Genomic DNA, 20,419 nt, shown 5'->3' with positions numbered 1-20,419 from the left:
AATGACTTTAGCAGATTCTGAAATTGAATACATTGAAGGAATCCTCGGCAGGGAAATGAACGAACTCGAAGAAGGAATGCTTGACGTAATGTTCTCAGAACATTGTTCCTACAAAAGCAGCAGGCCTTTCCTAAGGGCTTTCCCAACCGAAGGTGAAAATATTATTTTAGGTCCGGGTGATGATGCAGGACTTGTAAGTGTAACAGACAAATACGCATTAGCTGTAGGAATGGAATCCCACAACCATCCATCAGCTATCGAACCGTACGGTGGAGCGGGAACCGGTATCGGCGGAATCCTAAGGGACATCATTTCCATGGGAGCAATGCCTATTGCACTTCTCGACTCCTTAAGATTCGGACCGATTGAAGATGAAAAATCCAAATACCTGTTTGAACATGTGGTCAAGGGAATTTCCGATTACGGAAACCGTGTTGGCGTTCCGACAGTGGCCGGTGAAATAGAATTCGACGAATCATTCAGGACAAACCCGCTGGTGAACGTAATGTGCGTAGGTCTTGTCGAAAAGGACAAGATTGTCCGTGCACAGGCACCTAACATCGGCGACGTTTTCCTTTTGATGGGCGGAACAACCGGTCGTGACGGAATTCACGGAGTGACATTCGCTTCAGAAGAATTAACATCCGATTCAGAAACCGAGGACAGACCTGCTGTACAGGTGGCCGATCCATTCACCAAGAAAAGAGTATTGGAAGCATCACTCGAAATCATGGAAAAAATCAATGTCAGTGGTGTCAAGGACTTAGGTGGAGGAGGTCTTACCTGCTGCATTTCAGAACTGGTCGATTCCTCCAAGAATGGGGCATTGGTTGACCTTAGGGCAATACCGTTAAGGGAAACAGGAATGACTCCATATGAAATCATGCTTTCAGAATCCCAGGAAAGAATGGTATTCGTCATAAACCCTGACGATGTTGAACTGGCACAGAAAATCTGTGACAAGCACGAAATCGTATCATCAGTAATCGGTGAGGTAATTGAAGGAAACAACATGGTCATTTCCGATGAAGGAGATGAAATCGCCAATTTACCAACAATTTTACTTGCCGACCCACCTTCAATCGACAGGCCGATCAAGGAAGTTCCTGAAGACACAGAAAAGATCGAACTAAAAGAGCCTGGCGTTTACGAATCCTTGCCTAAATTATTGTCAAGCCCGAATATCGCTTCCAAGGAATGGGTCTACAAACAATACGACCACGAGGTTCAAGTCAGAACAGTCGTAAAGCCTGGTGATGACGCAGCGGTCTTAAGAATTGATGAGAACACCGCAATCGCACTTACAACAGACTCAAACACCATCCACACAAAACTGTCCCCATTCGACGGGGCAGCAGGATGTGTTGCAGAGGCCATCAGAAACGTGATTTCAATGGGCGCAACACCTTATGCCGTAGTTGACTGCCTTAACTTCGGAAATCCTGAAACCCCTGAAATCCTATGGCAATTCAAGACAGCCATTGAAGGAATGAGCCTTGTGGCTGAAAAGTTCGACGCACCGGTCATAAGCGGAAACGTAAGTTTCTACAATGAAACCGAAGGAATCAAAATCAATCCGACACCTGCAGTCGGCGTAATCGGTGTGGAAGACATCGAAAACATCAGGACCCTTGACTTCAAAAACGAGGGCGACAAGATTCTATTGATTGGTAAGACCTATGACGAACTGACAGGTTCAGAGTATCACAGATGCATCCACAACCTTGAAAAGGGTACAGCTCCAAGAATCAGAATTGAGGAGGAAGTGGCAAACGGCCAGACAGTCCTCGACTTGATTTCAAATGACAAGGACAAAAACATCACTGCCGTTCACGACGTATCAGCAGGAGGACTTGCAGTCGCATTGTCCGAAATGGTCATCAAGTCAGGTCTCGGATGCGATGTTGAGCTAACCGACGATGAACTGGATAAGATACAGCTGCTCTACTCAGAAAGTCACGCAAGATACTTGTTAACAGTCAGGGCCGAAGCGGTCGATGACATCCTATCACAAATCAGCGTACCTGTTCAGGTAATTGGGGAAGTCAAAGGCACTTCATTAAATGTGAATGGTCATGAATTCAGCTATGATGATTTGAACGATGCATATCATGGCGTCATTGAAAAATACATGATGTAATTTAACTTGGGGGAGTTCAACGAATGTTCTTTTCAAAACTGGATTCATTGTCAAATGCCATAAAGCTAATCAGCGACAATCAGCGTGTCACTGACATAGAGGAGATTTCCATTCATGACGCCCACAGGAGGGTTTTGGCTGAAGACATTATCGCATTTCATGACTCACCGCCATTCGACAAGTCAGCGATGGACGGTTTTGCACTGATTGCAGAGGAAACATTTGGGGCGTCAAATTCAGCGCCAAAGGAATTCAGGATAGTTGACGCAATCGGCGCAGGCGATTTTTCATCCAAAACAGTCAAGGATAATGAGGCCATTGTCATAGCGACAGGCGCACCTATTCCGGATGGTGCCAATGCAGTTCTGATGAAGGAGTACACCACAATTGACGGCGACGACCTGACAATCTACTCCCAGGTCACTCCGGGCGAAAACATTAGTCCGAAGTCCGAGGACATCGAGAAGGGCCAGAAGATCCTGGACAGGAACACATTCATAAGATATCAGGAATTGGGTCTAATCGCTTCAGCCGGTTACGATACCGTCAAGGTTTATAAGAAGCCTAAGGTAAAGCTCATCATTACAGGTAACGAGCTTGTGGAGCCGACCAAGGAGGAAATCGACAAGGCCAAGATTATCAATTCCAATCAGTTCACCATAAAGGCAATGGTTGAGGATTCAGGAGCGATTTGTGAAATCTGCCATGCCGGAGACACTTTCGATGAGGTCAAGGATGCGGTTTTGGAGGCTTCCAAGGATTATGACGTTATCATGACCACAGGAGGAACAGCAATCAGTAAGGGGGATGTTGTTCTTGATGTGGTGGATGATTTAGGTGAAATACTCTTCCATGGTGTTGCAATCAGGCCAGGAAAACCTGCAGGTGCGGGCATTGTAAACGGTAAGATGGTTTTCACATTTTCAGGCCAGCCTGTGGCTGCGATGTCACAGTTTGACATGTTTGCAAGAAAGTACCTCTTTGAGATGCAGGGAAGGGAATTTGATTTCCATATCGTAAAAAGGATATCCCAACTTAAGATACCTTCCCAGCTGGGCAGGACAGATTTCATACGTGCTGTGTCAGACGATGAGTGTGCAAAGCATGTGCTCAATAGAGGTTCCGGCATTATTCGGTCAATGGTTGAGGCGAACAGCTATATCATCATTGACGAAAATGATGAAGGATATCAGAAGGACGATTTAGTTGATGTAGTCCTCTTCGATTCACTACTTTGGTAGTTAATGAGGCAATTTAATGAATGGGATTTATTATTATTTGATAGCTTTTGCTGTCATCTGGATATTGGTCGGAATATTCCATGAAAGGCTATCCACTCATGGGGTGGAAATGAACTTTCCCGTGATAATGTGGAAGACCCAACGCCTGAGGGGACTCATATCCAGAATATCAAATCTGTCACCAAGATTCTGGCGATGGTACATGAACATCGGCATTGTTGTGGCTTTCGCAGCCATGATATTCATTACATGGACACTTGTTTCCACATTGCCGAGCGTTTTTGAGACACCATCGGTATCCATAGTGATTCCCGGCGTGGAAATGCCAGGGTCATCCATATACATACCATTTGTTTACGGATTGATAGCGCTGGCAACCGTTTTGGTGGTCCACGAGTTTTCACACGGTGTGCAGGCAGTGGGGGAGAAGATTTCAATAAAGTCAATTGGATTGCTCCTGTTTGCAATAATTCCCGGTGCATTCGTGGAACCAGATGAGGAGGAACTTAAAAACGCAAAGAGAACCTCAAGGCTCAGGGTCTATGCCGCAGGTTCAATAGCAAACGTCACCCTGGCAATAATTGCTATGCTTCTCGTTTCCCTGATAGCAATGGGAATACCGACTTATTTTGATGAAAACGGAATTGAGATTGACAGGGTAGTTTCCGATTCCCCATCCGACGGAATACTTAAAGAGGGAATGGTCATAGAGGCCGTTGCCAATGAGAAGATAAACGATTCCGAATCATATGTCAATGTCATCGGTTCATTCAAGCCGGGAGACAACGTGTCGGTCCAGACGGATCAGGGAACCTACTCCGTAGTGCTTGATAAAAATCCTAACAACGAATCGGTCGGATTTTTCGGAATCCAGGCAAACAAGCATTTTGAACTGATTAATGACAGTTTGGGTCCAATACCTTGGGTGCTGTTTGAGCTTCTCGAGCTTTTCCAATGGATTTTCATGCTGAACCTTGGAATCGGACTGTTCAACCTGCTTCCGATGAAACCGCTGGACGGGGGGTACATGCTTGAGATACTGTTAAGCTATAGACTGTCAGAGCAACAGTACAAGCCGATTGTGAATGCACTGTCCGTTGTCATGGCGATGATAATAATATTCAGCATTCTGGCGAGTTTTCTTTAATCAAAATGAGATTTTATCATAGGTTTGTTCTTTTTAAACCTTTAAATTACTATTTTTAAAATAAAATAAAAAAAGTGAAAGAACGCGCAGGTTCTTTCCTTGGCATTTATAATTCTTTACATGCTTGAGCTAATTTTTTACCCAATTCGTAGCTTGCCTCATCCTCTTCAGCGGTTGGCACGAAGGTAATTTCTTGGGTGTCCACAACGTCAAATCCGCAGTTGTTTAACTCTTCAGCAAGCATTGCAGGTGTTCCACCTTTACCTCCCATGGATCCGAAGGTGACTGCTTTTCTTACAATTCCTGTTCTGTTGAACAATAATCCTTTGAGGTAGTACATGATGTCTCCGATGCTTGGGTATGGAACATCGTTGATTGTAGGGTCACCTACAGCTATTCCTTTACTGGTAAGGATGCTTTTGACGATTTCGGACCTTTCATCCTCGTGAAGGAAGAACATTTCAACATCGTAGCCTTCAGACATTGCACCTTCTGCAATTTCGTGAGCCATTTGCTGGGTTGAGTAGTGCATGGTGTCGTAAATGATTGTGATTTTGTCTTCACATACACCGGTTGCCCAGTTTTGGTAAGCTCCGATGATTTGCATAGGGTCGGTCCAGATTTGACCGTGGGATGGTGCAATCATCTTGATTGAATCGAGTAAACCTAATTCGACTACTTCGTTTAATTTTTTGAGAACCAATTTTGAAAGTGGGGTGATTAGGTTTGCGTAGAACTTTTGGGCTGCGTCCATCAATACGTTTTCAGGGATTTCATCAGAGAATCTTTGTGTGAAGCATAAGTGTTGACCGAATGCGTCGTTAGGGAATAAAATACCTGTTTCGTCTGCAAGTAAAGTGAACATGCTGTCCGGCCAGTGCAATAGGAATGCATCGAGGAACGCTAAGGTTCTTCCGCCGACATCTAAGCTGTCACCGGTTCCGACAGTGATGAATTCAGCGCCTTCTAAAGCAGGGTAGTGTTTTAAAAGACCGTTTACTGCGATTTTGGTACAGTAGATAGGTGCTTCAGGGAATCTTTTGTGCAAGTCCACCAATACACCTGAGTGGTCCTTTTCCACATGGTTTTGGATGATGTAGTCAACTTTGACTTCTCTTCCTTCTTGTGCGAAGGCGTCGTCGATACGGGCCATCATTTCCTTGGTTTTTCCAGGGTATGCGTTATCGATAATCGCTACTTCGTCTTCACCGAATACAATGTAGGCGTTGTAGGTTGTTCCGTCTAATGTGTAACCGTGGTAGGTTCTTAAGTCCCAATCGAGTACACCGATCCAGTATACTCCATCAGCTATTTTTTGTGCGTTAGCTTTCATTTTCTTATCTCCGTTTTGGTTTAATTCATAAGCTATGAATGATAATTATTTTGAAGAAATTATTATATATAGTTTTGTTTTATACGAATTATTCGTATTCTTTTGAGGGTTTTTTTATCTAAAATTAAAGAGTTTTAGTGGTAAAAATCGATAAGTATCTGAACTTTTTTATGTGTTCCATGCTTTTATAAAAATTGCTCTGCTCCTGTAAAATTGCTCTAACTTTGTAATATTATATTTATTTAAAACAAAAAGCTTATAAAATTTGTTATTTAAAATAATATTAAATTAAATTTTTTAAAATATAAAATAAAGGTTTTAAAAATGAGAGATTATTCTATTGAAGAGGCAATTGAAATAATTAATTCCTGTGATGAATCGTTCATGCCTGATACTAAACATTTTGATGTTAGGAATATTCAACGGATTGGAGATTTTGGCTTAATCTTTGAAACATTCTTACACAATCCATTAATGGGGATTATCAAGCAAGATTACAATAAATTTCGATTATATTTTGAACACAATCAGAGACCTACAAAAGATATATCATTAGTGATAGGTATAAATGATAATAAAGATGTGAAGTTTGTAACTGTTATGGAAACTTATAGAAATCAAAGGGTGAGAAAATGAACAACAAAGTAGTATATGATTATGACCGTCAAGGAGACTCATTATTCATATATTGTGTGGATGATTATGAATATGAAGTTTCACTTGAATTAGACAATGATGTGATTCTAGATATTGATAAAGATGGTAAACCTGTTGCATTTGAATTTCTAAATGCATCTAAAATATTCAATCTGGATAAAAGTCATTTTAATAATTTAACTAAAATTACTATTCAATCAATAATCACTGAAGATGCTATAAATTTAAAAGTCAAATTAGCAGTTCCGGTCCATAATAAAACACAAACTTTTGGAATGAATAGAATCACAACTAATTTAAATGGTATTCCAGCTATTGAATATGAATTGGTTACAGCATAACATTATTTATTACTCTTAACAACCTGATTTTATAATTATTTAGAAAATAAATTCTGTATCAGAGTTGCAGTGCTTGAAATCGATAAGTATCGGAACTTTTTTTATAGGTTTTATACGAATTGTTCGTTATAGCACTGGCTTTTTCAAGAAGGCATAGTTATTAATTAAGTGGCTTTCATGCCACATTAACTTTTTATTTAGAAAAATTTAATTTTCAATTGGTGATAATATGCCTGTTATAAGTTTTGATATAGGAGAATTAACAAAAGAGCAAAAAGAATTTTTAGCAAAAGAATTCAGCGAATCCGCTTCAAGAGTCACAGGCCTTCCGATAGAAATGATATATGTGCTGTTCAACGAAAGGAAATTTGACAATGTTGGAGTCGGTGGTGTTCTTTTAAGTAATCAGGAATAGATGGATTTTTAAAAATTCATTCTTTTCATTTTAAATCCAATATTTCCTTATACATTTCTTTCAATTCTTTTTTTTCATATTCCGAATAATGTTCGTTGTCGACATCCGTTTCAAGAGCAAACAGTAACAGTTCATAGAATACCTTATTCAGTGACCTTCCCTTTTTGGTTAGGAAATATTGGGTATTTTTTGGATCATTGCCCTCATTTGTCTTGTAAATAAGGCCATTATCCTGCATTGTCTTAAGGCATCTTGACAGTGCCTTGTTGTCCAGTGAGGGTCTGTTGACTTTAAATTCATTGAAATGGCTTTTTCCTAAAAATAGGTCTCTTAAAACATGCAGTGTCCATTTGTTGCTCATGAATTTGAGAGTGTCTTCCAGGGGGTTTCGTTCATACTTTTTTTCGTAATATGCAAGTTTTTTTGGATTTAAAGTCATGTTTATTGTTATATATGTTTTAATATTAAGTTTTTTAGATGTCATTGATGCCACTTTATCTTTAAATACCCTATTTTTTAAATATTTGATTAGAAAATTTTAATTTGTGCGATAATATGAATGATAATGAGATAGTCATGACTAAATTCCTGGCGATACTGTTTGCTGTATGTTCCGGTCTTGCAATAGGTAATCTGTACTGGGCCCAGCCGTTGCTTGTCCAGATAATGGATGGTTTCGGTCTTCCCGCAGCAAATGGGGGACTTCTGGTTACTGCAACCCAAATAGGCTATGCGATGGGAATTCTCTTTATTTTGCCTTTGGGCGATTTTGTTCGAAGAAAACGTATGATAGCTATTGTAATGGTTCTGTCCGTATTGGCTTTGGTCTCATGTGCCATATCTCCTTCATTTATCATATTGTCACTGTCACTCTTCAGTATGGGGATTGTAACAATTTCCGGTCAAATCATATTGCCTCTTGCAGGGGATTTGAGCCGTGAGGATGAACGTGGCCACATCGTTGGAATTGTATCATCCGGAATAACAACCGGTATCCTCTTTTCAAGGTTTGCAAGTGGCATCATTGCAGGATTTTGGGGATGGAGATCAGTTTATGTAATAGCGGCCGCCTTGAATCTGGTCATGGTTTTGGTAATGATTTATGTATTGCCGGAAATTCCTGCAAAAAACAAATTTAAATCATATGGGAAACTTTTGGCAAGTGTTTTCACCACCTTTAAAAATCATAGGTCCTTGCCGAACATATTACTGCACTCAGGACTGATATTCGGTTTGATTTTCAACATATTCTGGACTTCCTTAACATTTCTTCTGTCCGCAGATCCATTTAACTATAACACGTTCCAAATTGGGCTTGTAAGTCTGGCAGGTCTTGCAGCGGCAGTATTTGGTGTGGGAATCGGAAAATTGCAGGACAAAGGCTTGAGCATACCTGCGCTCGGAGCGTTCATTGTGGTTTGCCTTGTTAGTATGGTGTGCGGCTTTGCATTCAGTGATTCAATAGTTGCCATTGTGATTGTTGCAGCGGTACTTTCAGTTGCAGTTCAGGGAGTAAGCGTCTTGACCCAGACAAGATTGTTTAACTTATCTCAGGGTGAGCGCAGCAGACTGAATACGGTTTTTGTTGTGAATAACTTTATATTTGGGGCTGTCGGAAGTGCTCTTGCATCTCTTTTATGGTCATTGGGGGGATGGTCATATGTAATGATGGCAGCTAGTGCGGTTTCTGTTGCGGCATTGATTGTCTGGTTGTTTTCAAGAAGTAAATTTAAATATGCTGATGAATCATTGGATAATTAGTTATTTTTGCTTCCAATATCTAATTTTTTAAATTTTTCTTTCTATTAATTATATATTTGAGTTTTAGTGGGCAAATCGATAAGTATTCGAACTATATCATACGTTTTATACGAAATGTTCGTATTTTTTCTTTGAAAATATTTCTCCTAGATAATTATTATTTTCATATTTTTGAAAAACATAAGAAACATAAGAATCATAAATTTTTTTTATGTTTTTTATGTTTTATGATAGGAATTTTTAAATACTCTGAAAAACATAAGAAACATAAGAATCATAAATTTTTTTTATGTTTTTTATGTTTTTTATGAAATATTTTATTGGAGATAATGATTATGAAAAATAATCCTTTTAGAAAACGAACTGGAATTTTGCCATCCTATTTTACTGGCCGTGAAAACGAATTAAATGAACTTAAAAAAGTATATAACTCAACTAAAATGGGAGTTCCGGGCCATTTAATATTATATGGACCAAAAGGAATTGGAAAAACATCTTTATTATTAAAATTTCAAGATGAAATAAATCATCTCGATGAAGTATATTCTGTTAGAATTCCTTTAATGGAAGGAAATTTTGAAGATGTTTACTCATTAATAATAGAAAAATGCTCTGACACATTAGATATTAATATTGGTCATTTTTGGGAGAAAATAAGCTCATTAGGCATTAATATCCCATTTATCGGTGGTGTATCAGTATCACGTGAAATTCCTAAAACCAGTCCTGTTGTAGCATTTGAAAAAATTTTAAACGTGATTTATGATGAGTTGGGCTCTGACAATCCTGTCTTAATCCTATTGTTTGATGATCTTCAAAGGATTATGGGCAATGATGAAACAATGAAAATATTAAGCATCTTGCAAAATGCACTTGTTGAATTAAATCTAAAAGGAAAAAACATAATGTTCGTAGCTACTGGATCAGAAGATATTTTCAATAAAATACAAGACAAACTTGACTCAGCAGTAAGGATATTCGAGCCTTATTTGATTGGACCATTATCTTATAGTGAAGTATGTGATGCTATAATCATTCCATCCGAAAAACAAGGTATAGTCTTTGAAGAGGATGTTTTAAAGGAAATATATGGATTATCTAATGGAATTCCATATTATATGCAAATTCTTGCTTACAGTTGTTTTGAAGAAAGTAATGACGATGATGAAGTAACTATGATTGAATTTAAAAGAGCTTCTAGGTATTCCTTAAACATTTTAGCTCAACGTGAGTTTAAAGCATTATTCAGCAAGTCTACTGCAGAAGAGCGAAAAATACTATGCCTAATGGCTGAAAGTGACGAAACAATTTTATCTTATTCCTATATCAAGGATAATGCCAATTTGAACTCTGAACCTTCTGCATTGTTAAAAAATTTAGTTAACAAAAATATGATAATCAAACCATCAAGAGGTAAATACAAATTAAAAAGTAATCTTTTCAAATTATATTTGCAAAATCTGAGGATTAATCAGGAAACAGGTTTAATTAACTAGATGGTAACTTTTCCTATTTATATTTAATCTTTACATTAGAGTTTTAGTAGTTCAAATCGATAAGGTTGCGAACTATATCATACGTTTTATATGAACATTTTCAATAGTTCAGATACTTATTATTTTTCAAGCGCTCTCTCTAAAAATCTTTTTTTTTACAAGTTCTATGATATTGAAATACTCTCACTTCCTAAAGTCAACGACAAAAGCATACAAAGTCTGCTCCCTATATTTCAAGGACTTGCCGGATAAGGCAGTGATAATGAATCCTTTAAGATAGCAACACCATTAATGAAAGCTATAATACTCTATTCATGTTAAGCGGATGTGTAAAAACCGAAACGTTGAGCCTGACAATTGGTGATTACATTGATGTACTGTCTGAATATCTACCGAAGAGAAATATGGACATTTTTCATGTAATCGATTATCTAAACGGTATTGATGATGTGGTTCCGACCTTTAGCATCTTGAGAAAAAAGACAAACAAGTATTACCTCACTTACTGCAGTCCAGAAGCTGTTAATGCAATCAATGCATATCCTCTGCTTTGGGATAAACCAATAACTGAGGAAAGCCCGCTGTTTCAAATCAGCAGGACATATATGGTCCAGTCATTAGAAATGATTAACGACACCTTTGGGCTTGGAGGGGTTGGAAAATATAGAAGATTCAGGTCTCATATGCTTCGAAAGTTCATGCATCTGCTGCCGTTACAATAAATACTGATGTTGAAAAGCGGTCTATTAAATTTCTTCACTTCTTTCAGGTGGAAAAGGAAACTGAAGCGTTAAAATCTGGTGGGCAGCATGAGAAATGAACTTGAAGAGGTTAGAAGATTGAAAAAAGAACTTATTGGCATTATTAATAAGGTTAGTGAAGTGTAATGAGATGGTTTGATGGCATGTGGTATGTTTTTGCTGAATGCTACATGATATTTAAAAAAATTAAGATGTTAAACGATTGACATAAACTTGAATTAAGAAAAGATTTATTTAGTATTATAAATTCATAATATTTATCTTGTTATGAATTATCGTTAATAGGTCTTATTTTTCTCATTACGCTTTGATTCTCTCATATTTTAAATTCAAAATATTTTTACCCTTATTTGATTTTTATGTTTTTTGTAATTTGAATTAAATGATTTTGTATATTTTATCAAAAATACATTACATTTATATTGTACTTTTAATATAATTATAGATTATATTTATTAGGTTGTGTAAAATGGATTTTAGGCATTATTTTATTTTTTTCATGTTTGTAATGATTCTATTAAGTTTCAATAATGTTTATGCAGAAGATAATGGGACTGTTTTAATTGAGGATACTGCAGATGATTCCATTGATCAATCGTTAGATGCTTGTGATGAGGATTTGCTAACTACTTACAATATTGATGGGGGTAAGTTTTCTGATATTCAGGATGTTTTGGATAAGGCTAAAACAGGCGATATAATTCGTTTGTCTGGTAAATTCACTCCTTCAAAATCTAATACTCTAATTAATATTGACAAATCTTTGACAATTACTTCCACGGACACCGCAACTCTTGATGGTAAAGGTATTTCAGGCATTTTTAATTTAAAATCCTCAGCTAAAGGTTCAGTTATATCTAATTTGAAATTCGTTAATGGTTACAGGTTTTCTGCTTCTGCAATTTTCATTAATGCAAAGGATATTACTATTAAAAATTGTGTTTTTGAGGATAATGTTGGTTCGGGTAATGGTGGGGGTGCTGTTGCAACTTATTGGGACCAAAATGTTGCATCTGGTTTAACAATCAAAGATTCTGTTTTTAGAAGAAATGTTGCTCCTGCAAGTTCTGGTGCAGTGGCGGCTTTCAGTACAAATTTCAAAATTATCAATTGTGTTTTTGAGGAGAATGCTGCTTTTAATAATGTTGGACGTACTGCCTATGAGGGTGCATTGCAGGTTGGAATGGATAATACTTATGGGTTGGTTTCCGGATGCACTTTTAAGAATAATTATGTTATAAGTGATGATAAAAGTAAGCCATCTTATGGGGGTGCAACAGGAATTCGTAAAGGAACAGTAATTGAAAACTGTTATTTTGAAGGAAATCAAGCGGATAAAGGTGGAGCAATATATTTCTTCTCACAAGGTACAGTAAATAATTGTAAATTTGTAGATAATACTGCAAAATATGGTGGGGCAGTTTATAGTGGGTCAAGTAATTCAATTATTAGGGAGTGTATCTTTAAAGGTAATGTGGCAGATAATGGAGGTGCAATATGGCTAAGTAATCATAATGATATGATTAGTTATTCTAATTTTTCATATAATGTTGCAGATAATGGAAGTGCAATTTATACTATAGCTGAATTAAAGGTATATGATTCTAATTTTAATGACAATTGTGCTAAAAGTTACAAATTACTCTCAAAAAATGTTGAAGTAAATAGGGGCGAGACTGCTGAAATAAATGCATATTTGGAATATGGTGATAATTATCCTGGAATATATGCAGTTGATACGTTGAAAATTGATGATGAGATAATTAACTTAAATAATGGGGCTCAAGATCAAAATATTACATTAACAATTTCAAACAGGCATTATGCTTCTAAAACCAATTCTGATGGAATTGCAAAATTTAAAATTGAAACACAAAATTTAAATCCTGGTACACATGAATTCACATTAAAACATGAAAAAAGCACAATATCTACAAATATTACCAGTAATTACACATTAAATGTAATTAAAAAAAATTCATCTGATGTTACCAAACCATTAAAGAAAACTGCTAAAAAAGAGAAAAAACAAAAAAAGAAGCCTAAAAAATCTTCAAAAAAACACAAAAAGAAAAATAAAAAAATTATCAAATCATCTAAACATAAAAAAGATAAAAAGAAGATAGTTAAAAGTAAAAAAAGCAAATCATCTAAAAAAGTAAAGTCTATTAAAAAGAATTCTAAAATTGTATTTAGTAAAAACTTAAGATTCAAATCGTTTAAATTAACAAAAAATCAGCAAAATAATTTTTTAAAATGGTTATCCAATGGGTATAAAGGAATTAAAAGTTTTTTAGATACTCCTCTTTTCACTATTCCTAATTATGAAAAAACATTAAAAAGTTGGGGAATTGGAGGGACAGTTATTGGTGTGATAATTGAATTCTTTTTAGGAATCAATCCTAAAGGTGAAATGACTGTAGGAAATCATGCATTAAATTTATTGTCCCTTGCATGTGGAGTAGGTTTTTATGTAAGAGGGGCTAAATTAATTACCCGTGGACTTAAACTATCTAAATACCTGTCTAAAATATCTTCATTTGTTAAATCTAATAAATATTTGCAAAAAATGGGTAAATTTATTAAAAATGTGCCTAATTTTATAAATAATGTGTGGAAAAATATTAAAAATATTCCAAAGTTAATAAAAAATAAGAATGTTAAAAAGATTATCAGAAGTATTGCAAATAACAAAGTTGTTAAAACTTTGAGAACAAATTTTAAAAATGGATTTAATATTCTGAAAAATGCAAAAAATAATTTACAAAGAAAATATGTTCAAATTACTAGAAGTTTTAAAGAGTATTCAAATAATGGAATTAGATTTTTGCAAAATAAACGCAAAAGAATTTTTAACAGAATAAATCGTATTGGTTCTAAATTTAAAAAAAATTTGCCTAAGTTTAATGTTATTGTTTCTAAGGTATCCAGTGCTGTGGGTTGGTTATCTAATCCTGTTAAGAAAGTTATTTCAAATACTTTTAGTTGGGGTTTAAAGCGATATACTAAAAATCAAAGAATTATTATTAAATCTAAAAAGATTCCTAAAATTATTAGATATAAATCTTATAAAAAGTCTTTAATTGCAAATTCCATTAAGACTTATTATTATAATCCTTTACGTAGTGTTAAATCAATATTGTTTCCGGACACTAAGTCTATTAAGAAAAATGTTCATAAAGTAATTAAACATGTTAATAAGTATAATCCAATTAAACGTTTTTTTAAACCGAAGAGGCGTATTGTTCATAGAATTCATTATCGTAGAGTAACTCGCACTCCACGACGAATAGTTAGGTATAGGCCAAAAATTCACAATACTATTAGAAGATTTGCACGACCTGTTGTAAATACTGTTAAACAGGGTGTAAGGCATGTGGGAAGTGCTTTAAAAAGAATTTTCAGATTCAGATAAAAATATCTGGGAGGTAAAATTATGCATACTAAAAATGAAAATGTGAAAAACTGGAAAAATGATACAGATAAAAGGCTTTATGAGGAAGACTTATGCAAACTTTGTAAATGGCGAGGTCGTGTTGATCGTGTGGATGAGTTAATTAATTTATTGGAGTCTTTTGTAGGTAATAAAGAATTTGAGAAATTTTTTAACCATTGCGAATACAGTGATGAAGATCCGTTTGATTTTGATGAAAAGGATATCCCTATTTTGAAGGGTGCTTTGGATGCGATGAATATTTTTGATCATTTTCCTTTATTTTTTCCATCAATTACACATCATCTTGTTGTGGCAGGAAGTGTTGCTGCTTTGATTGATGTTATTCAGTTAAGTTTTGTTCATTATAATAATCGTTTGCTTACAAATGAGGAAGATAAGGTAATTATTACTTCGGATATTTTTTATTATTTGACTTTTTTTGTTGAGGATTATGATAATCCTGATAATGAGCATGTTGAGTATGGTTATGAGTTTTATAAGGATTTTTTTAAGCGTGCCCGTAAAACTTATTGGGAAAATAATGATGTTAAAAAATTTGCAGGAGATGTTCGTAATTTAAGAACAACAATTATAGGAATGTATAATGTCACATTTGATGTTCATAATATGGTTTATGTTGCTGCGATTTATTTAATGGTGTGCAATGCATTTAAAAATGGTCGTGACAGTGTAAATTATGATGATGTGGTTGTTGGTTATTTGACTGTGTATAAAATGATTTTCAATGATATTCGTCCTTTGGTTTACAGTTTGTATGATGAAGATAAATGGGGAGAGGTTGACAAGAATATATCCGTGTATAAACCATTGGATAAGTCTCCATTTGAGAATTTAAGGGAGGTTTAAAATATGGATGGGGGAAATGATGATAAGCAAGTTGTTAGTGTAGGGAATAAATTAATTGCTTTGATTTTTTCTGTTTTAGCATTTATATGGACGGGTTTATTCTTTGTTTTTGCTCAACTCATTTTATTTCCGGATATGAGTTTTTCTGATAATGGTTTAATCCGTTTGATTGGATTATTAATTTGTTTTGCAGTGGCAAGTAAATTTTATGATTATTTTACTGATGGAAATGATGGAAAGTCAATGGCAATGGTTATTATTATTGTAGTATTCATTATTACCCTTGTTATGGGCTTTTTAATGGTTCAATGATTTTTTTTAGTGTTGAATGAAGTTCTACATTTATTCATAACTTTTTTTTGATTGAATCATAAGCATTTTACTTCGATAGGCGCCATTGAAGTTTTTGCTTTCTAAAGTATTTATTTTATCTTTTATTTTGTTTGATTCTTCACCTAATAGTAGTTTGTGTCGTTATTGCCAATAATAAACTTTTTTTGTTTTGTATAATGAAACAATGGAATTTAATATAATAACATAAAATAATCTCGAAAAATCTTTAACTTACCTGAAATTACTAATTTGAATTTCATAAGGTTACTCAAAATTAATATTTGAAAATTCATAAGATTGCATAGTGTCAAATTCGAAAATCATATGATTACCAATTTTTTTAAAACAGATTATCTGGGCAAACAATAAAATTATCAACTCGTTAAAGCATAATTAATAAATATAATTAAATTTCAAAGCTTTAAAAATCATCATTAACTACACCTTAGGACTTGGAAGGGTTGGAAAATATAGAAGGTTTAGATCCCATATGCTTCGAAAGTTCCATGCATCTGCACTGTACAATGACGGCATGAGCCTTGACAAGGTAAATGATCTGCAGGGAAAGGCCAAGAATAAAACCGATGCAGCATATTTCATGACAAATCCAGATGATTTGAAATATGAGTATATTCAGCATCTGCCTGCCGTTACCATAAATACTGATGTTGAAAAGCTGTCTATTAAATCTCCTCAGTTTATTCAGATGGAAATGGAAAATGAAGCATTAAAATCTGAAGTGGGCAGCATGAGAAATGAAATTGAAGAGGTCAGAGGTTTGAAAAAAGAGCTTATAGGGATTATTAATAAGGTTAGTGAAGGGTAGTGGTATTGTAGAGGCATTCTTAGAATGCCTTCATCATCTCGTTACTTTTAGTTTTAACATAACCTTTTTCTTTATTACTCATTAAGAATATATTTTGTATAATAGACATTGTTTATTTGTTTATAACTATTATAACGAATTATTTTGTATAAATACCAAAAATTCAACAATGACTATTGTATGATGAATAAATCATTATGTTGAAATATAGGTCATAGAAGTTAGTATTTTTGATTATTTTATATGTATGTAGTAGAATTTGGTTAAAATATCTTAGAATTACTACTGAATTAAATTTGTAAATATGTAGTAACTACAATTTTTATGTTTTAGTATTTAAAAAACCGAAAAATCTTGATATTACGTATCTCAAAACAGAAAAAACAAAATATAAAATAATCAATGAAGGAATATCTGACACTCTCTATTCAATATGCTTTGATTTTGGAAATAATGATGTGGATGAACATCAATTTGATTTGGAGGCAGATATTAAAACAAATGGTGATTTGGAAATCTATTTGATTAGTGAAAAGGAATTGGAAAATATCGAGGATATTATTTCAAAAAAATCCCCAATCACTACAGAAAAAATATTTTCAACAAAAGTCACTACAGATTTGTAGTTGAAGCATTTAATATTATAGATAATTCAAACCAATTAGGTTAATCTCATTGAAATTTTTGAATTGCTGATCAAAGCTGACCAAATCAGTAATGTTTGATTCCTGCATGGTTAGGATGATGCTTGAATCAGTGAAACTTAGTTTTGTCTTTTTACTGTTGGTTCCAACAATTTTTTTGAAGATGTCAAATGTTTTAGCAGTGTAGTTGAAAATAGTGTACTCATTTAGTATTTCAAAGCTATCTATCAGGCCGTAGTATATTTCTTCAGCAGCGTCAACGTTCATTTTCCTGCCAGTTAATGTTAAAACTTCGTTCAACACGTTATTGTTAATATAGCAGTCCTGTGAGAGAATGTTTTCCGCTTCTTCTAGTCTTAAAGCATTATCATGCAATTCATCATTTGAATTGACATAGGCTAGGATGAAAGATGTATCTAGGAATACTTTTCTCATTCGTACAAACTCCTTTTCAATTCTACAGCATTGGTTTTTTCATCACTTTTAAAAGCACCAACTAAGTCTTTAAAGTTTCTTTTTTTTCTGAAATTTATTTCCGGATTTCCATTTTCATTGATGGCCCATTCTACAACAGTGTCATTGTCAATATCATAATTTTTTCTTATTTCTTTTGGAATTGTGGTTTGGTAATTGCTTTGAATTTTACTTGTAGCTAGTATCAGCATTTTTTTCCACCTCTTGGATTTTAGTATCTATGATATTATCTGTTTCTAATATGATATAAATATATATGATAAAAAATTTTTATTAGAAAAGTTTATATTATAGTAATTAAATATAATATGGTATAGTGAATGTTATTCCAATCATGAGTAAAACCACACCATACTAATTGGATAAACATGTACAAACTCATGAAACATTCTTTGCGCAATTTATGGAATTATCAAGTGTCCATTTCAGCCTATTATTTTTGGAAATCTAAATGCCTATTCTTTATCCTATTTGGTAAGAGTAATGTATGATAGTATAAGTTTGTCAAGATGTCCTGTAAATGTTACAATGGGGACATATGAATGATAAATCTTGTACATGGAAATCTTCAAAGAAAGATTTCTAAATTTTTGAATAAACTCTAATGAGGTTATAAAATGAAAGATAATAATATTAAATCTAAGAAAGATGATGATTCTAAAAAAAGTAATAAGGAAATTATTGAGGTTAAAAGTATGGAAGAATTTATTGAACTTGTAAATAGGCCAATCGTTATTGAAAATAACACATTAGGGACTTTGGAGTTAAGGCCAATTTTTGACGACGATTTAAATTACTTATTAAAAAATATTAACGAAGGTCTTGATGGGGAGTCATTATGTAAAGGATTTATCATTAATCAATTAAACTCTCCAGAAATCTCAATTGAAAGTTTAAATGACTTGAATCAGTCTGAGATAAAAAGTATTCTTGAGAGATACTTAAAATGCAATAATATGGATGAATTTTTTAATTTATCAAATGATGATGTTTACAATGATTTTAAAGATGGTGTAATTGCGTATAGGGAACATATAGTTAAACCTTTTGAGGATAATTATGGTAAAATGGTTGATTCAATACGCAACAGTCTTAGTTCACTCAATATCTACAGTGGTTTAGAAGATTATATTTTAAACACCCAAATAACATCAATGCAGCTAATGGCCAATAATCTGGGTGTTTCACAAGCAGTTCAAAATCTCAAACATATGGCTGACATCACATCACCTATTGATGATGCATTAAATAATTCTGCTGTTTCTCAGGCCGTGTCTGCTGCGGATTCTGCTAGGAGGATGGCGGGTAGTGTTGTTGAGTCTAATATGGCTGCTGTTTCTCAGGCCGTGTCTGCTGCGGATTCTGCTAGGAGGATGGCGGGTAGTGTTGTTGAGTCTAATATGGCTGCTGTTTCTCAAGCATTAACTGGAGTGGATGCAATGAGTCAAACAATGATTAATCTTAATCATGTATTTAATAATTCTGCAATATTTCAAGCATCAGAGATTTTAAAGGCGATTCAACCACAGATTGATTTTTGGAATGATTGGATAAACAGTAACGAGTATATTATTAAGTTTTTTGAAGATTACAATGAATTTTGGAAAAATGTACAAGAACGTTATAATATATCAAAGAAAAGAGCATTAAATTGTATAAAAAAATATCATTGGTTCATTAGTCCAAGTATGGATCCATCCATTGTCTATGACCTTGTCTCTATATGTGAAAGCAATTCTAAAAGTAAATGGGGAGCTATTAATCATGTTTTCAATGACTATTTCTTAGGCAATGATTGTGAAAATCTGGATTTGTTTGTTGATAACTGGAGCTCAAATCCTATTTTTGATGGTAGGATGAAAATTATTAGGGATTGTGTTAAAATCATGAAAAATTGCCCAAAAGATGTCAATTTTTCAAATTTAGTTGTTCCAGTTCTAATTGCTCAAATAGATGGTATTCAAATGGAATTCATGAATCAAAAAGGGCTTAAGGTAGACAGAAATATTGTATGTGATCTTGATGGAAATCGTAAAAAGGACGAGCATGGCCAAAATATTAAATTTGATAGATACATTAGAGATTTAACTTCTGGTGATGAATATTTAGATGCGATGAGTGATGTCTTTTTAGATGTTCTTTTTCAACACACCATGCCGGGAGAGGGTTATCAAACTTCAATTAAATTTAGCAGGCATAAAATCATGCATGGAGAAAATTTCCATTATGGGAGAACATATAATGCAATGAGATGTTTCATGATTTTAGATTTTTTACATGGGTTAAGTTTTGAAAAATATTAATTTTAACAAAGTTTCGAGGCTATGTTTAACTATTCTTATTTTTCTCGACTGACCTTAGGATTATATTAAAAAATAATATTTAGCTCGTTATTCATAATATAATCCTTTTTTTCATGATCTGTTTTTTCTCACTGCTTTCTTGATATTTTACCTCTCTAAATTTGATTTTCAGGCATTGCCAAAAAAAGTTGTACGACTGTGAAAATTGCTCTCACTTCGTAAAATTGCTTTCAGTGGGCAATGG

18 protein-coding genes and 1 pseudogene are annotated in these 20,419 nt (G+C 34.2%); 15 read left to right on the top strand and 4 right to left on the bottom strand.

Translation table 11 applies throughout. The features are described 5' to 3' along the window. Nucleotide 1 precedes the first annotated feature (1 nt). From purL to MBBTH_RS09995, 3 genes are read left to right on the top strand one after another with little or no spacing between them, the layout of a single operon-like run. Entirely contained in the window at nt 2-2,140 is a 2,139-nt protein-coding gene (gene purL / locus MBBTH_RS10005; protein WP_116592885.1) for a phosphoribosylformylglycinamidine synthase subunit PurL, read from the top strand. Between the two features lie 23 nt (nt 2,141-2,163). Then, entirely contained in the window at nt 2,164-3,381 is a 1,218-nt protein-coding gene (locus MBBTH_RS10000; protein WP_116592884.1) for a molybdopterin molybdotransferase MoeA, read from the top strand. Nucleotides 3,382-3,397: 16 nt separating this feature from the next. Then, nucleotides 3,398-4,528, top strand: a complete 1,131-nt coding sequence (locus tag MBBTH_RS09995) for a site-2 protease family protein (RefSeq protein WP_116592883.1) — start codon at nt 3,398-3,400, stop codon at nt 4,526-4,528. Nucleotides 4,529-4,634: 106 nt separating this feature from the next. Here the strand turns inward: MBBTH_RS09995 and MBBTH_RS09990 are convergent, their stop codons facing one another. After that, nucleotides 4,635-5,861, bottom strand: a complete 1,227-nt coding sequence (locus MBBTH_RS09990) for an FprA family A-type flavoprotein (protein ID WP_116592882.1) — start codon at nt 5,859-5,861, stop codon at nt 4,635-4,637. Nucleotides 5,862-6,185: 324 nt separating this feature from the next. Between MBBTH_RS09990 and MBBTH_RS09985 the strand changes: the two genes are divergently transcribed. The 3 genes from MBBTH_RS09985 (at nt 6,186) to dmpI (ending at nt 7,274) form a co-directional block, all read left to right on the top strand. Beyond that, on the top strand, nt 6,186-6,497 hold the full coding sequence (locus MBBTH_RS09985; protein ID WP_116592881.1) for a hypothetical protein: 312 nt from the start codon (nt 6,186-6,188) through the stop codon (nt 6,495-6,497). After that, on the top strand, nt 6,494-6,859 hold the full coding sequence (locus MBBTH_RS09980; RefSeq protein ID WP_116592880.1) for a DUF2283 domain-containing protein: 366 nt from the start codon (nt 6,494-6,496) through the stop codon (nt 6,857-6,859). The genes MBBTH_RS09985 and MBBTH_RS09980 overlap by 4 nt, the downstream gene beginning before the upstream one ends. A 229-nt stretch (nt 6,860-7,088) precedes the next feature. Continuing rightward, nucleotides 7,089-7,274, top strand: a complete 186-nt coding sequence (gene dmpI / locus MBBTH_RS09975; protein WP_116592879.1) for a 4-oxalocrotonate tautomerase DmpI — start codon at nt 7,089-7,091, stop codon at nt 7,272-7,274. A 25-nt stretch (nt 7,275-7,299) separates the two neighbouring features. Here dmpI and MBBTH_RS09970 read toward each other — a convergent pair whose 3' ends face one another. Further along, complete coding sequence (locus MBBTH_RS09970) at nt 7,300-7,758, bottom strand: winged helix-turn-helix transcriptional regulator (RefSeq protein ID WP_116592878.1); 459 nt, start codon at nt 7,756-7,758, stop codon at nt 7,300-7,302. A 71-nt stretch (nt 7,759-7,829) separates the two neighbouring features. Between MBBTH_RS09970 and MBBTH_RS09965 the strand changes: the two genes are divergently transcribed. The 8 genes and pseudogenes from MBBTH_RS09965 (at nt 7,830) to MBBTH_RS10960 (ending at nt 17,380) form a co-directional block, all read left to right on the top strand. Further along, on the top strand, nt 7,830-9,035 hold the full coding sequence (locus MBBTH_RS09965) for an MFS transporter (RefSeq protein ID WP_116592877.1): 1,206 nt from the start codon (nt 7,830-7,832) through the stop codon (nt 9,033-9,035). Between the two features lie 335 nt (nt 9,036-9,370). Beyond that, on the top strand, nt 9,371-10,531 hold the full coding sequence (locus MBBTH_RS09960; RefSeq protein ID WP_116592876.1) for an AAA family ATPase: 1,161 nt from the start codon (nt 9,371-9,373) through the stop codon (nt 10,529-10,531). A 314-nt stretch (nt 10,532-10,845) separates the two neighbouring features. Beyond that, complete coding sequence (locus MBBTH_RS11130) at nt 10,846-11,253, top strand: hypothetical protein (RefSeq protein ID WP_243409805.1); 408 nt, start codon at nt 10,846-10,848, stop codon at nt 11,251-11,253. 508 nt (nt 11,254-11,761) lie between these two features. Then, on the top strand, nt 11,762-14,707 hold the full coding sequence (locus MBBTH_RS09950; protein WP_116592875.1) for a hypothetical protein: 2,946 nt from the start codon (nt 11,762-11,764) through the stop codon (nt 14,705-14,707). A gap of 21 nt (nt 14,708-14,728) precedes the next feature. Beyond that, on the top strand, nt 14,729-15,595 hold the full coding sequence (locus MBBTH_RS09945; RefSeq protein ID WP_116592874.1) for a hypothetical protein: 867 nt from the start codon (nt 14,729-14,731) through the stop codon (nt 15,593-15,595). Between the two features lie 3 nt (nt 15,596-15,598). Further along, on the top strand, nt 15,599-15,907 hold the full coding sequence (locus MBBTH_RS09940; protein ID WP_116592873.1) for a hypothetical protein: 309 nt from the start codon (nt 15,599-15,601) through the stop codon (nt 15,905-15,907). Between the two features lie 451 nt (nt 15,908-16,358). Beyond that, nucleotides 16,359-16,754, top strand: a pseudogene (locus MBBTH_RS09935) (site-specific integrase); the annotation flags it as partial. A 458-nt stretch (nt 16,755-17,212) separates the two neighbouring features. Beyond that, nucleotides 17,213-17,380, top strand: coding sequence for a hypothetical protein (locus MBBTH_RS10960; RefSeq protein WP_165814071.1), 168 nt, complete (start codon nt 17,213-17,215; stop codon nt 17,378-17,380). Between the two features lie 15 nt (nt 17,381-17,395). Here MBBTH_RS10960 and MBBTH_RS09930 read toward each other — a convergent pair whose 3' ends face one another. Together MBBTH_RS09930 and MBBTH_RS09925 are read right to left on the bottom strand one after the other, a co-directional pair. Next, a complete protein-coding gene (locus tag MBBTH_RS09930) occupies nt 17,396-17,833 on the bottom strand; it encodes a type II toxin-antitoxin system VapC family toxin (protein WP_116592872.1) in 438 nt (145 codons plus the stop codon). Next, nucleotides 17,830-18,063, bottom strand: a complete 234-nt coding sequence (locus MBBTH_RS09925; protein WP_019262261.1) for an AbrB/MazE/SpoVT family DNA-binding domain-containing protein — start codon at nt 18,061-18,063, stop codon at nt 17,830-17,832. Before MBBTH_RS09925 ends, MBBTH_RS09930 begins: the two co-directional genes overlap by 4 nt. Before the next feature lie 426 nt (nt 18,064-18,489). Here MBBTH_RS09925 and MBBTH_RS09920 point away from each other — a divergent pair, with 426 nt between their 5' ends. After that, nucleotides 18,490-20,175: a hypothetical protein gene (locus MBBTH_RS09920; protein WP_116592871.1), complete on the top strand. Its 1,686-nt coding sequence runs from the start codon at nt 18,490-18,492 to the stop codon at nt 20,173-20,175. Nucleotides 20,176-20,419: the final 244 nt, after the last annotated feature.

This window comes from Methanobrevibacter thaueri (assembly GCF_003111625.1).
In the GTDB taxonomy this organism is placed as follows: domain Archaea; phylum Methanobacteriota; class Methanobacteria; order Methanobacteriales; family Methanobacteriaceae; genus Methanocatella; species Methanocatella thaueri.
Note: the sequence above shows the minus strand (reverse complement) of the source record. Positions and strands in the feature narration are given on the sequence as shown.

Bases quoted from the DNA above. Each gene is read 5' to 3' on its own strand.
- purL (WP_116592885.1), top strand. From the start codon at position 2: ATGACTTTAGCAGATTCTGAAATTGAATACATTGAAGGAATCCTCGGC.
- MBBTH_RS10000 (WP_116592884.1), top strand. From the start codon at position 2,164: ATGTTCTTTTCAAAACTGGATTCATTGTCAAATGCCATAAAGCTAATC.
- MBBTH_RS09995 (WP_116592883.1), top strand. From the start codon at position 3,398: ATGAATGGGATTTATTATTATTTGATAGCTTTTGCTGTCATCTGGATA.
- MBBTH_RS09990 (WP_116592882.1), bottom strand. From the start codon at position 5,861: ATGAAAGCTAACGCACAAAAAATAGCTGATGGAGTATACTGGATCGGT.
- MBBTH_RS09985 (WP_116592881.1), top strand. From the start codon at position 6,186: ATGAGAGATTATTCTATTGAAGAGGCAATTGAAATAATTAATTCCTGT.
- MBBTH_RS09980 (WP_116592880.1), top strand. From the start codon at position 6,494: ATGAACAACAAAGTAGTATATGATTATGACCGTCAAGGAGACTCATTA.
- dmpI (WP_116592879.1), top strand. From the start codon at position 7,089: ATGCCTGTTATAAGTTTTGATATAGGAGAATTAACAAAAGAGCAAAAA.
- MBBTH_RS09970 (WP_116592878.1), bottom strand. From the start codon at position 7,758: ATGACATCTAAAAAACTTAATATTAAAACATATATAACAATAAACATG.
- MBBTH_RS09965 (WP_116592877.1), top strand. From the start codon at position 7,830: ATGAATGATAATGAGATAGTCATGACTAAATTCCTGGCGATACTGTTT.
- MBBTH_RS09960 (WP_116592876.1), top strand. From the start codon at position 9,371: ATGAAAAATAATCCTTTTAGAAAACGAACTGGAATTTTGCCATCCTAT.
- MBBTH_RS11130 (WP_243409805.1), top strand. From the start codon at position 10,846: ATGTTAAGCGGATGTGTAAAAACCGAAACGTTGAGCCTGACAATTGGT.
- MBBTH_RS09950 (WP_116592875.1), top strand. From the start codon at position 11,762: ATGGATTTTAGGCATTATTTTATTTTTTTCATGTTTGTAATGATTCTA.
- MBBTH_RS09945 (WP_116592874.1), top strand. From the start codon at position 14,729: ATGCATACTAAAAATGAAAATGTGAAAAACTGGAAAAATGATACAGAT.
- MBBTH_RS09940 (WP_116592873.1), top strand. From the start codon at position 15,599: ATGGATGGGGGAAATGATGATAAGCAAGTTGTTAGTGTAGGGAATAAA.
- MBBTH_RS09930 (WP_116592872.1), bottom strand. From the start codon at position 17,833: ATGAGAAAAGTATTCCTAGATACATCTTTCATCCTAGCCTATGTCAAT.
- MBBTH_RS09925 (WP_019262261.1), bottom strand. From the start codon at position 18,063: ATGCTGATACTAGCTACAAGTAAAATTCAAAGCAATTACCAAACCACA.
- MBBTH_RS09920 (WP_116592871.1), top strand. From the start codon at position 18,490: ATGAAAGATAATAATATTAAATCTAAGAAAGATGATGATTCTAAAAAA.